Raw genomic sequence first — 13,127 nt, 5'->3', positions numbered from 1 at the left:
TTGAAAAAAATTTTAGAAGTGAAGCAAGTAAACAAAACATATTCAATAGATGGAAATGCAAATTATCACGTGCTAAAAAATATAGATTTAGAGGTTTATGAGGGAGAATTTGTATCGGTTATGGGGCCTTCTGGTTCTGGGAAGTCGACGTTACTATATAATATTAGTGGAATGGATCAAATGTCATCAGGAAGTGTGAAAATTGGTAGTAAAGAAATATCTTGTATGAAAGAAGAAGCGTTAGCCAAATTGCGCCTTACTGAAATAGGATTTATTTTTCAGCAGAGCAACCTTCTTAGAAACTTGAATCTATTTGATAATATCATTTTGTCTGCGTATTTAGCGAAATGTGAGAGTAAGAAAATAGTAAATCAACGTGCTCTGGAACTAATGAGGAAAATGGGGATAAATGATATAGCATCTCATTATATAACCGAAGCATCTGGGGGGCAATTACAAAGAGTCTCTATATGTAGAGCGCTCATTAATAATCCAAATATTATTTTTGCTGATGAGCCAACGGGTGCTCTAAATTTAAAATCAACAGAAGAAGTAATGCAAATCTTATTAAATATTAATCGTGATGGAACGACTATTATGTTAGTGACTCATGATGTAAAGGTAGCAGCGAAAACAGAAAGAGTTCTTTTTATGGCGGACGGAGAAATTGTTAGTGAAATACAGTTAGGTAAGCTTAGGAACGATGATTTAAAAGCGCGAGAAGAGAAGTTATTAAAATGGTTAGCTATTCTTGGATTTTAAAGAGAAAAACTCCTATTGAATGTAGGAGTTTTTTCTTTGTCTTAAAGTTCTGAAAGATATATAATAATTTTCTGAATATTAAAATTGGAGGGATACAAATGAAAAATGAAACGTTGCATAATCAAGAAGATATTTTTAAAATGCTAGATTCATTATTAAGACCGGCAGAACCATTTTGGAATGAATTTTATATGAATAGAGAAAAAAATGTTCCGTTTTTTGAAAACGTTCCAGATGAGAACCTAGTTTCGTATATAAATAAAAAGTGGGTTTCAAAAGGAAAAGTACTAGAACTTGGATGTGGTCCGGGTAGAAACGCAATTTATCTAGCAAATGAAGGATTTGATGTAACGGCAGTAGATTTATCTATAGAGGGCATTAATTGGGCGAAAGAGAGAGCGTTAGCAAAAGGAATAGAAATTTACTTTATTTGTGATTCGATTTTTAATTTGGAGGTTCAAAATGAATTTGATTTTGTATACGATTCGGGCTGTTTACATCATATTCCACCACATAGAAGAATAAATTATGTGGATTTAATTAAAAACTCATTGAAATCAGGTGGTTATTTCGGATTAACATGTTTTGCGGCAGGCGATTTAGATGAGCGAAATGGCTCAGAAATAACAGATTGGGACGTATATAGAGGATGGAGTCTGCAAGGTGGTCTAGCATACTCTGAAGAAAAATTAAGAGAGATATTTAAGGGGTTTGAAGTGATTGAAATTAGAAAAATGAAGCAAATTGAACAACCAAATACTATGTTTGGAGAATCATTTCTTTGGACAGCATTATTTAAAAAGAAGTAAGGAAGTAGATAATTGACAAACTCATCGTTTTTATAGACAATACATTTATAGGAATATACGTTCGGTATTGTCGACCAATGTATATTTTGCATAAATACATAACAAGGAGTTGTCTCTATATGAGTAACACAAATCAAAAAATTACTACGTTTTTAATGTTTGAGGGAAAAGCTGAAGAAGCGATGAATTTTTACATATCACTATTCGATCAATCAGAAATTGTAAATATCTCTCGCTACGATGAAAATGGACCTGGTAAAGAGGGAACTGTAATTCATGCAACTTTTACGTTACACGGGCAAGAGTTCATGTGCATTGATAGTTATGTAAATCATAATTTTACATTTACACCAGCTATGTCTCTTTATGTAACTTGTGATACGGAAGAAGAAATTGAAACGGCTTTTAATAAACTAGCGCAAGATGGAGCGGTACTTATGCCTTTAGGTGCCTATCCGTTTAGCAAAAAGTTTGGTTGGTTAAATGATAAATATGGTGTGTCTTGGCAGTTAACGCTTGCTGAATAAATAGCATAGCTTATTTGTTTAATGGATTAAGTTAAGAACTTTAAAAATTAAATAATATTAAAAAGGCATTCTAACTGTCAACAGGTTTGGAATGCCTTTTTATGTGTAAGTGAGTGGTTTGAAACTACCAATTCTACGGTTATTTTAAGTAAATTGAATGGATATATAATTTTGTGAGTTTTTATAATTTTTAGTGATTATTGTTATTTATCTGTTAATATAAATATAGACAACTATGTAATAACTATCAGGCAGGTTAATAGAAAAAGGAAAGCATAAATAATTAATAAGCTTATACTTAAAATGCAACTAGGTCGTTAGGGGGAATAAACGTAATGGATACTATTCAACAAAACAGTAATGCATGGGATAAGAAGGTTGAAGAAGGTTCTAGATATACGCAACCTGTAAGTAGCGAGGTTATTGAAAGAAGTAAATCAGGTGAATGGGAAATCACAGTCACTACAGAAAAATCAGTTCCTAGAGATTGGTTTCCAAAGTCATTAGAGGGATTAAAGATACTGTGCTTAGCATCAGGTGGAGGGCAACAAGCACCGGTTCTAGCTGCTGCTGGAGCAGATGTAACAGTTACTGATATATCAAAAAAGCAGTTGGAACAAGATAAAAAGGTAGCGGAACGGGATGGTTTAACTTTAAGTACAGTGCAAGGAGATATGTCAGACCTTAGTGATTTTGAAGATGAATATTTTGATATTGTCGTAAATCCTGTTTCTAATTTGTTTGTAAAAGATGTTCATCTTGTATGGAATGAAGTTTCAAGGGTTTTAAAGAATAAAGGTATTCTTATTTCTGGATTTACAAATCCGTTACTATGGATTTTTGATGATAATCAAGAACAAAAAGGTATTCTTGATGTAAAACATTCAATCCCTTCATCGACATTGGATTATTTACCAGAGGATGAAGTTCAAGATTACATCGATTCAAATCAAACAATAGAATATGCGCATACACTAGAAGACCAAATCCAAGGCCAAATTGAAGCGGGTTTTATTATAACAGGTTTTTATGAGGATGATTTTGGTGGGACAAGGATATTAGATAAGCATATTAAAACATTTATTGCTACAAAAGCTATAAAGTTAAAGGCTGATTCAGAATTTTGACTTGTTACACAAGATGTTAGTCGAAGAAAATCCTTAAAATAGTATATACAAAAGGAAAAGGATGGAATTTGCCATCCTTTTCCTTTTGTATAAATAGGTTATGCTTTGTTAATGGCTGATTCAGAATTTTGACTTGTTACACAAGATGTTAGTCGAAGAAAATCCTTAAAATAGTATATACAAAAGGAAAAGGATGGCATCCTTTTCCTTTTGTATAAATAGGTTATGCTTTTTATATTAAGAATTTTGCTTACCAAACCTTTTTCCAAGTTTAGCTAACAATTCGGGCTGATCACCTTGGCTCATTACAACTTCAACAAAGGCAAGTTGATTCTTATCAATACTTATCTTAGTTAAGACTTCTTCTAACTCTGTTTCAATTTCTACTTTAAATGTTTGGCTTTTTTCTTCTGTTCCGAATACGTTCGCTAGTTTCGTGTAATCCCACATTTGTATGTCATTATATGGTTCATTTTGGCCGTGAATTGCACGTTCAACAGTATATCCATTGTTATTGATTAAAAATATAATCGGTTTTAAATTTTGCCGAAGTATAGTGGATAACTCTTGAACAGTTAATTGGAAAGAACCATCACCAATAATTAAAATGTTACGCCGCGATAAGTCAGCGAGCTGTGTACCGAGTAGAGCAGGTAATGTATAACCGATCGATCCCCATAATGGTTGTGCGACATATGTAGTGTTATTAGGTAAAGGGATAGCGGAACTACCAAAGAAAGGTGTTCCTTGCTCTGCAATTAAAACATCGTTTTCTTGTAAGAAATGGTATATTTGTTGCCAAAAACGTTTTTGTGTAACCATTTGAGCTTTTGGATTGAACTCTTCAGTAAAAGATGATGATTCTGAAAGAAATGGTTTGATTTCAAGATCATTTTTATTGCGATGTTCAATTAAATCACTTAGCTGTTGTAAAACATCTTTCATTACAACTGGGCCATATTTTTTATCTATAATTTTGACAGTGTAGGGATGGATTTCTATAACTTGTTCTTTCGTAAAACCTTGTGTGAATCCGCCGGTAATAGTATCAGTCAATTTCACACCAATACTAATAATACAGTCAGATTCATCAATTCTTTTTCTTAAGTACGGAGAACTTACATCACCAGTATAAACCCCTATAAATTGAGGGTGTTTTTCTGGAAATATTCCTTTTCCCATACTTAACGTCGCGATAGGAAACCCAGTTCTTTCTACGAATTGATGCAAATATTCTTCCGCATGAAAACGTGCCACTTCAAAATCAGCTAAAATAACAGGTTTTTTGGCACTGTTTATTTTTGAAGTTGCATGTAGAAGCATTTTATCCAGCGCATCTTTATTACTTAAAACGGGTTTATGTAAAATTGGTTCTGTAGGTTTATTAATGGGTTTATTATACACATCAATTGGTAATTGAATATGAACAGGGCGTTTTTCACTCCAACATGCACGTAACACACGATCAATTTCTTCAGCGGCATGCTCAGGTGTTAATTTTGATTGTGCCACCGTGATTTCTCTATACATATTGGAAAAATGATCGAACTTTCCATCACCTAACGTATGATGAACGAGTGCTCCATTCTCCATTACGGTTGTTGGTGGTGTCCCCGTGATTTTTATAACAGGTACGTTTTCTGCGTATGAGCCAGCAACACCGTTAATGGCGCTTAATTCTCCAACACCGAAAGTGGTAATAAGGGCACCGATTCCTTTTATACGAGCATATCCATCTGCTGCATAAGCCGCATTTAATTCATTACAATTGCTAATCCACTCTACATTTTCATGTGCTAGTACATCATCTAAAAAAGCCAAATTATAATCACCAGGGACACCAAAAATATGCTCAATTCCTAATTCACTTAGTCGGTCTAATAAATATGTACTTACAGTATATTGCGTTTTCAAGTGAATCATCTCCTCATTGTTTTGCTTTCTTGTAATAAACGAAAGCAGCTCTAAAGTATGGATTAAAATATTCATTACTAGAATGTGGTATAATTTACATACAGGGGGAAAGTAGATGACACAACATAAAGAAGAACAGATGAATGAAGCATTAGCCTTATTTTACTTTGCATATAAAACATTTACTGAAAAGCCAGATGAAATTATAAAAGAGTATGGTATTCAAAGAGTACATCATCGAATTTTATTTTTTATCGCACGCTTTCCAGGAATAAGTGTAAATGAGTTATTATCACTGCTAGAAATAAGTAAACAAGCTCTTCACGGACCATTACGACAACTTGTGGAAAAGGGCTTAATTGAGAGTAATGAAGCTACACATGATCGCCGTGTGAAACAGTTATCTTTAACAGAAAAAGGTGCCGATTTAGAGAAAAAATTGAGCGATGTACAAAGACAGCAAATGGGTGCCATTTTTTCAAAATTTGGTGAATCATGTGAAGAAAATTGGCATCAAGTTATGAATGAAATGGCAAATAGCCGATCAGGTTTTGATGCTTGGATGTCGAAGCGGGAAGTTGCAATCGATCAAAAATAATAAGAAATATATCTGTTTTATAGTTTGAAAAAGAACGAATTTTATCCATACATTTGGCAACTATGGTTTGATCATAGAGTGAATGGATAAAAAGATACATTACTAGATACTTTATACGTGTACGCAATGGAACAATAAAATTCACATTTCCGAGAGGGGAATTATTATGATAAAACTTGTACTTATTCGTCACGGACAAAGTTTATGGAACCTTGAAAATCGTTTTACTGGGTGGACAGATGTAGATTTATCAGAGAATGGATTAAGTGAAGCGAGAGAAGCAGGAGCGATATTAAAGAAAAATGGATATACTTTTGATGTAGCTTATACATCTGTATTAAAACGAGCAATTCGGACGTTATGGATTGTACTTCATGAGATGGATCTTGCCTGGGTGCCAGTACATAAATGTTGGAAGCTAAATGAAAGACATTACGGTGCATTACAAGGGTTAAATAAAGATGAAACTGCGCAAAAATATGGTGAGGAACAAGTTCATATTTGGAGAAGAAGTATTGATGTAAGACCACCTGCACTTACTGAGGATGATCCTAGGTATGAAATGAATGATCCAAGATATAAAGCACTGAAAAAAGGTGAGTTTCCATTGACAGAATGTTTAGTGGATACGGAGAAAAGAGTACTTGCTTATTGGCATTCAGAAATTGCGCCGAAATTAAAGAATGGTAACAAAGTAATCATTTCGTCACATGGTAACACAATTCGCTCGCTAGTAAAATATTTAGACAATCTTTCAAGTGATGGTGTTGTTTCATTAAATATTCCAACGAGTATACCACTCGTGTATGAATTAGACGATGATTTACGTCCAATTCGTCATTATTACTTAAGTATGGATGGAGAAGTACCTGAAGGGGAAATTCCGAAACATATTTCTTTTTAACATGAAAATTTGAAACACATGCTTGTCTACATATACAATGTAGATTCAAGGTAAAAGACGTGGCACCTTCTAATGTATATGCGATGTAGCTAAATTTAGAAGCTTGTCCACGTCTTTTGTCATAAAGAGAGCTGCTTGTGCATGTAATGATATCGTGAGTAGTTTTTGAATGGAGGGTGATGTCATTGGTGATCTCTAACATTCGAATCGGCTTATTTATTTTAGCAATCGTTTTTCTAGTACTTGTTTTCTTTTATTGGAAAAACGAAGAGTTGTACGAGGAGAAGAAGCAACGTATTAGAAAGACTTGGTATGGGGTGTTTATAATATCAGTCACCGTGTATTTCATGATAAAAGGAATTGATTTAACCCTCTGGAAAAATCTTTTAATGTTCACTGCAATGGTTATTTTCGTTGATATTGCATTTATTTTAACACCGAATATTTCAGAAATATGGGGAGCGAAATTTAGCGATATCGGCAAGACGGTTCAATCGATAAAACGTTCATTAATTGCTTCTAAAGCAAGAGGAGAAATATACACAACAATCATTCAAAATGTCAATCCAGCAGTGTTCGGTACGATGGAATGGCATACGGAGGAAGAATATACAAAAAGCTTAAACGCATTTTTAGATTCGTATGGGGAAAAGATTGGAGCAAAAATTGTTGTATTTGAAGCGGCAAAGGAATTAAATACAAACTTTCGTGGTATCCGTTCTCAATTTAGTACTATCATTCCGTTAGAGTACATTGAGCAATTGAATGAGCAGAAAGCAGTACAAGTAGAAAATGTCGGAATTATACCAGCAAAAATAGTGAGTGATGTTTTCATTGTTATTGATGGGAAGAAAAATAACCTGCAAGATCGGGATTTTGAAAATGTATATAATTTAACTATACATCATAGTTATTTTAGTAAATAAGGACAGGATTTTTTTCTGTCCTTTTCACTTATACATAAAGGTAAAGCAAATTTAGACAAACTTGTATAAAATCGGACAATCATTCCTACACTAGCACGTAGAGGTGATTGTAGTGATAAAAGATAATAACAATGATTTTTTTAAAGAAGATAATGAAGATACAACGGATTTCTCGTTAATAAAAGGAGATACATTACAGCAAGTAGAAGATTTAGAAGATGAATTAAAAAGAAAATGATACTTGTACATGCTGTTTACATTTACGATATAATATAAATAGAAGATTGTATCTTTTTGAAAAGGGGGAGAAGAGATGGCTGAATTAAATGTACAAAAGTCTTCATTTTTTAAAGAAAAAAAAGAAGAACCGAATACAGATTTCTCTCTTGTGAAAGGTGCATTAACGGAAAATATAAATCGGTTAGAGAAATTAATGAATAATGGTACTTCAAAATATATGAGAGCAAAAAAAGAGAAAGAAAATGCATAGTGCATTTTCTTTCTCTTTTTATATGCAATTTAAATGTTTAACGAGCAGATATTAAAGTATGAAATAGAAAGTGAAAATAATGAATCATGGTATAATGATAAAAGACTTACATATTATTTTGTCATTTTGAGAGGAGCTTAAAAATGTATTCTACTTTAGAACAATTAACAAAGCACCCTGTATTTTATCATTTTGCAGAAATTTCAAAGATTCCTAGAGGATCAGGTAATGAAAAGGAAATTAGTGATTTTTTAGTTGGCTTTGCGAAAGAGCGTAATTTAGAAGTGATTCAAGATGAAGCATTAAATGTCATTATTAAAAAAGAAGCAACTGCTGGTTATGAAAATGTACCAGCTATTATTATTCAAGGTCATATGGATATGGTTTGCGAAAAAAACCAAGCAACCGTACATGATTTTGAAAAAGATCCAATTGAATTACGAATTATTGGGGACATGTTATATGCAAATCAAACAACTTTAGGTGCTGATAATGGTATTGCAGTTGCATATGCATTAGCTTTATTAGATTCAAAAGACATTCCGCATCCAGCACTTGAAGTAGTTATTACTACTGAAGAAGAAACGACAATGGGCGGAGCTTTCGCTGTTGATTCAAATCATTTTGAAGGAAAGATTTTTATTAATATTGATTCTGAAGAAGATCATAAATTACTAGTAAGTAGCGCAGGTGGTGCGAAAGCTGTTGAAACAATTCCAGTAATTTGGGATGAAGCGCCAGCAAATTTGGATGCATACCGTCTATATATCGGTGGTCTAAAAGGCGGACATTCTGGTATGGAAATTGATAAACAACGCGGGAATGCGAACAAAGTATTAGGAAGAGTATTACATGATTTATCAGCAAATATTCAATTTGATATAAGTGAAGTTCATGGCGGATTGAAAACGAATGCAATTCCGCGTGAAAGTGTAGCTACAATTTTATTACGTCAAGAAGATGTAGAGAAGGTAGAAGAAAAGTTAGAGTCATGGACACGAGTATTACAAGAAGAAATGCGTGCTGTTGATCCAGATGTTCATGTTACACTTACAAAATTAGATGAGAAAGTAGAAAAAGTATTTGCTAAAGAAACACAAAAGCAACTTATTTCATCTTTATTCTTAATTCCAAATGGCATTCAAAGTATGAGCATGGATATTAAAGGTCTAGTAGAAAGCTCAACAAATTTAGGTGTTATTGAAACATTGCAAGATGAAATTAAATTACGTAACGAAGTGAGAAGTTCTGTAAGTAGTTTAAAACAGCATATTGCAGATGAGATTAAATGTATTGCCGAATTAGTTGGTGCAACATTTGAAATAGAGTCAGAGTATCCAGAATGGCCATACAATCCGAATTCACAAATTCGTAATTTATTTGAAAAAGTGCATCAAGAAAAATACAATAAAGATGTTGAAATCTTCGCTGTACATGCAGGGATTGAATGCAGTGTATTCGTTCAAAAGATGCCTGAATTAGATGCGATTTCATTCGGTCCAGATATATTCAACGTCCATACTCCAGATGAACATATTAGTATTTCTTCTGTTGTGAATAACTGGGGATTCTTCGTTGATGTAATGAAGGGTACGAAAGAATTAGCTAAGTAATAATGATGAAATGAAAAATAGCCTATAAAACTTTATAGGCTATTTTTTTGTATAGAGTTTTATTAGAAATTCGTTTTTATGTAAGTATTTAATTTTTGCTTTTATTTATAAAAGAGATTGTACCAAAGATTGCTCCGGATATCGCTCCGATTAAAGTCGTAAAAATTGCACTCCATGCTGCAAATGACATTCTTACACCTCCAAATAATAAATTATTGTTTCTTAGCCTTTTGAATAGAAATGATAATTGCGACAACTATTAAGAATATAAGAGGAGACCAAGAAAAAAAAGACATGTAATATTCTCCTTTCAATATTAATTTTAAACCTTTATATAAATAAATTATCGCATGTTCAAAGGGTGAACATATAGAATATGCAATATTGCATATCGAATTGCAGGACATAACGAAGTGAAAACGGTTCGTGAATAAAAATGATAATTTATAAAGAAAGTAAGGATTTTTTCTAACCTTAAAAAGGCAAACAATCAAAAAACTCCTCTATCTTATATAAGGTAGAGGAGTTTTTAAAATGGTTGTTGTTTAAGAAAAATAGTATTCAATATTTATTTACTGGTGAGATAAACGTAAATTATTTTGAGATTTTAAAGCTGCCCCCATAATAATAATTTTCTCCAAGTTTCATAACAGCTACATATGTTCCTGGATTATAAGCCTTAGTAATAGGTGTTACAAATCTACCATAATTATGTTTCAAACCCGAGTCATAAATGGTTTTATATCTATGCAAGTTTATTTCATCATTTTCATTTCCACTCAATTGATATATTTTTACAATACCAGTATCTTTACCACCAGTAAATATAGTAACATCGAATGTATCTCCATGTTTTAAGTCACCAACTGCTAATTCTTCTATAAAATCTGCATTATGATGTAATAAAAAATAGCTTTGCCAACGCCAATTATCTGAAAATCGTGATTCTGTTTGTGTAAGTTGCGATTCAGCAGACACAGGTGGGAGCGTACCAATTGTATTCGAAAATAAAAATCCTCCAACAGTCAATGCACCAATAATTGTAGATTGCCTTAAAAGTTTCATGTTCTAAACCTCCTATTTACTTAAGGATTCAGAAATCGTTTTGTGAAAAACTAGCTGTGAAATCTAATAGATGATAATATCTTTTATAATCATATTAACATTTATTGATTTATCAGACAAATTAAAATGTAATAAGATTATATCGAGGAAGTTACGGCTAATACAGGAAAGAAGTTAGATGTATAGTTAAGAAATCTTTATCATATGTAATTGGGATTTGTTATTTGAAAACTCGATTGTTTTAATGTTTAAATTTCAATTCAACTTTAAGTTTCAGTACATAATTTTACAATTTGACTTATGTAATTTATCACGTTATGATTTTTTTATTATAAAAGAAAGGCTTGAAGACAATGATTCGTCGTTTGAGAAAGCTAAAAAATGTAGCAGTCGTAGTAAGCTTCTAAGTAAATTGCAAAAATCTACACTACTTAGAAGCGAGGAATAAAGTTATGAAGCATCCATTATTTAATCATTGGTCAGAAACAAAGTATATAAAAGATATAGTAACAAATCCACTCATTGAAGTAGGAGAGTACTCCTATTATTCAGGTTATTATGGTCATCAAAATTTTGAAGATGGCTGTGTAAAGTATTTGTGGGGGGATGCTAAGTCTCGAGCGCTTTTCAATCCAATTGAACAAATGGGATGGCATCTTGATAAACTCATTATTGGGAACTATGTTTGTATTGCCAGTGGAGTAGTCATTTTAATGGGTGGTAATCACAATCATCACTCAGAATGGATTACAGTATATCCATTCGCTGAGCAAATTGAACATTCATATGAACCGAAGGGCAATACAATTATAAAAAGTGATGCCTGGATTGGAATGAATGCTATTATTATGCCTGGCGTTACAATCGGTGAAGGTGCAATCGTTGCAGCAGGATCTGTCGTAAGTAAAGATGTTCCGCCGTATACAATAGTGGGTGGAAATCCTGCTAAGGAAATAAAGAAGCGGTTCACAGATACAGAAATGAATATGCTAATGGAGATGCGTTGGTTTGATTGGGATAGAGAAGTAGTTAAAAAGGCAATTCCTTTTTTATCTAGTTCATCTATTGAATTATTATATGATTTTTATTACAAAGAAGTAAAAAATAGATAGATCTGTGAGGAAAACTACGTCCGATATAGGACGTAGTTTTTTGTAGTAAAAAATTAATAGTTTAGATTATGAAAAGTTTATCCCGGATTAATAGATATCCCGATAGATAAGGGTTAATAATCAGTTGGGAAGGGATGCAACCTCTACTGATTAAAGTTTCACTTTATATTTGGTATGAGTATAGCAAGTAGGTTTTCATGTTTTGTTCATGTGAAATATTTTTATTTGTTTATTTATCCTTCTCTATTTTAAAAATCTCCTATGGAATTTAATTGAAATCGAAAACCACATAGAAATAACAATTACGTTGTGAGCTATTGTATAGTATAGATATGGTTCATAATAAAGGGGGAATACATATGTGGAAGCGATTTGTAGCGATTGGTGATAGTTTTACAGAGGGGATAGGGGATGAAGTTGAGGGAATAGCATTAAAAAGCTGGGTAGATCATTTTGTTCAACTGTGTGTAAACGATATAGAATATGCCAATTTTGCAAAGCGTGGGTTAGTAACGCAAGAAATTCGCTCACAGCAATTGGAAAAAGCGTTAACTTTTAATCCAGATTTGGTTAGTCTCATTGCAGGTGCAAACGACGTTTTAAAAGGACGTTGGAATCATAATGCATATAAGAATGATATGGAATTTATGATAAATACATTAAGTAAAACAGGTGCTGATATTATGATAGCAAATCTTCCGGATTTTACAGTAAGGCTTCCTTTCGCTTCTGAAAAAAAACAAATAATAAAGGAACAATTATTAGAGGCAAATGATGTTATACGTTCACTGAGTAGAGAGTATAAGCTTCATCATGTTGACTTTTGGAGTCATCCTTTAGTTAATGACAATACGCTTTGGTCTAAGGATTTAATTCATCCAAACTCAAAAGGATATGTAAAAGTTGCTGAATTGATTTTTAGTAGTGTGCTTGTACAGAAGACAGAATAATAGTTTGCAATGTAACGAATACCATATTAATTGTATTAAGCTATGTTTTTTAGTAAATGGAGAGAACTAAAAATTTAGCAAACAAAGCGTATCTACGCTATATTTCTACAGAAGTGTACAAATGCAGAATCATAAAGAAAGATCACTTATGGAAATAGGTGGTCTTTATACGTTTTTATAACTAAATTAATATATAATATATTGTTAAAAATTTCGCATTACATGTAAATTAAGTTCTCTTATAGAAAAACGGATTTTAAATTATCTTAAAATATATTATATTTTACCCCCAATTATGAATAATGTGTAATTTTTCGAAGTATAAATGTC

14 protein-coding genes are annotated in these 13,127 nt (G+C 32.5%); 12 read left to right on the top strand and 2 right to left on the bottom strand.

Annotation, left to right across the window (positions count from 1 at the left end):
• The 4 genes from DN390_RS29400 (at position 1) to DN390_RS29385 (ending at position 3,225) form a co-directional block, all read left to right on the top strand.
• Entirely contained in the window at positions 1–762 is a 762-nt protein-coding gene (locus DN390_RS29400; RefSeq protein ID WP_098265995.1) for an ABC transporter ATP-binding protein, read from the top strand.
• Between the two features lie 98 nt (positions 763–860).
• A complete protein-coding gene (locus tag DN390_RS29395) occupies positions 861–1,571 on the top strand; it encodes a class I SAM-dependent methyltransferase (RefSeq protein WP_147809229.1) in 711 nt (236 codons plus the stop codon).
• A 119-nt stretch (positions 1,572–1,690) separates the two neighbouring features.
• Positions 1,691–2,098 carry a VOC family protein gene (locus tag DN390_RS29390; RefSeq protein WP_098296334.1) on the top strand — a complete coding sequence of 136 codons (408 nt, stop codon included), beginning with the start codon at positions 1,691–1,693 and terminating at the stop codon, positions 2,096–2,098.
• 335 nt (positions 2,099–2,433) lie between these two features.
• Positions 2,434–3,225, top strand: a complete 792-nt coding sequence (locus DN390_RS29385; protein ID WP_147809228.1) for a class I SAM-dependent methyltransferase — start codon at positions 2,434–2,436, stop codon at positions 3,223–3,225.
• Positions 3,226–3,462: 237 nt separating this feature from the next.
• Here the strand turns inward: DN390_RS29385 and DN390_RS29380 are convergent, their stop codons facing one another.
• A complete protein-coding gene (locus DN390_RS29380; protein WP_147809227.1) occupies positions 3,463–5,148 on the bottom strand; it encodes an alpha-keto acid decarboxylase family protein in 1,686 nt (561 codons plus the stop codon).
• A gap of 106 nt (positions 5,149–5,254) precedes the next feature.
• On the opposite strand from DN390_RS29380, the gene DN390_RS29375 reads away from it, so the two are divergent.
• The 6 genes from DN390_RS29375 to pepD all read left to right on the top strand — a co-directional run bounded on the left by DN390_RS29375 (position 5,255) and on the right by pepD (position 9,670).
• Positions 5,255–5,737: a MarR family winged helix-turn-helix transcriptional regulator gene (locus tag DN390_RS29375; protein ID WP_147809226.1), complete on the top strand. Its 483-nt coding sequence runs from the start codon at positions 5,255–5,257 to the stop codon at positions 5,735–5,737.
• Positions 5,738–5,903: 166 nt separating this feature from the next.
• The gene (gpmA, locus tag DN390_RS29370; RefSeq protein WP_147809225.1) at positions 5,904–6,641 is read left to right on the top strand and encodes a 2,3-diphosphoglycerate-dependent phosphoglycerate mutase; all 738 of its coding nucleotides are present in this window, start codon (positions 5,904–5,906) and stop codon (positions 6,639–6,641) included.
• 188 nt (positions 6,642–6,829) lie between these two features.
• Positions 6,830–7,567 (top strand): type II toxin-antitoxin system SpoIISA family toxin, encoded by a 738-nt coding sequence (locus tag DN390_RS29365; protein ID WP_147809251.1) that lies wholly within the window; start codon positions 6,830–6,832, stop codon positions 7,565–7,567.
• A gap of 112 nt (positions 7,568–7,679) precedes the next feature.
• A complete protein-coding gene (locus DN390_RS29360; protein ID WP_060630865.1) occupies positions 7,680–7,805 on the top strand; it encodes a hypothetical protein in 126 nt (41 codons plus the stop codon).
• A 75-nt stretch (positions 7,806–7,880) separates the two neighbouring features.
• On the top strand, positions 7,881–8,057 hold the full coding sequence (spoIISB, locus tag DN390_RS30940) for a stage II sporulation protein SB (protein WP_179955797.1): 177 nt from the start codon (positions 7,881–7,883) through the stop codon (positions 8,055–8,057).
• 143 nt (positions 8,058–8,200) lie between these two features.
• Positions 8,201–9,670: a beta-Ala-His dipeptidase gene (gene pepD, locus DN390_RS29355; RefSeq protein WP_098265987.1), complete on the top strand. Its 1,470-nt coding sequence runs from the start codon at positions 8,201–8,203 to the stop codon at positions 9,668–9,670.
• A 594-nt stretch (positions 9,671–10,264) separates the two neighbouring features.
• Here pepD and DN390_RS29350 read toward each other — a convergent pair.
• On the bottom strand, positions 10,265–10,735 hold the full coding sequence (locus DN390_RS29350) for a DUF5065 family protein (RefSeq protein WP_098229065.1): 471 nt from the start codon (positions 10,733–10,735) through the stop codon (positions 10,265–10,267).
• Positions 10,736–11,187: 452 nt separating this feature from the next.
• On the opposite strand from DN390_RS29350, the gene DN390_RS29345 reads away from it, so the two are divergent.
• Positions 11,188–11,847 carry a CatB-related O-acetyltransferase gene (locus tag DN390_RS29345; protein WP_147809224.1) on the top strand — a complete coding sequence of 220 codons (660 nt, stop codon included), beginning with the start codon at positions 11,188–11,190 and terminating at the stop codon, positions 11,845–11,847.
• Between the two features lie 332 nt (positions 11,848–12,179).
• A complete protein-coding gene (locus tag DN390_RS29340) occupies positions 12,180–12,797 on the top strand; it encodes an SGNH/GDSL hydrolase family protein (RefSeq protein WP_147809250.1) in 618 nt (205 codons plus the stop codon).
• Positions 12,798–13,127 lie beyond the last annotated feature (330 nt).

The organism is Bacillus sp. SH7-1, assembly GCF_008042405.1.
Taxonomy (GTDB): domain Bacteria; phylum Bacillota; class Bacilli; order Bacillales; family Bacillaceae_G; genus Bacillus_A; species Bacillus_A thuringiensis_N.
The sequence above is the reverse complement of the archived record's forward strand: the minus strand, read 5'-3'. Positions and strand labels throughout refer to the sequence as shown.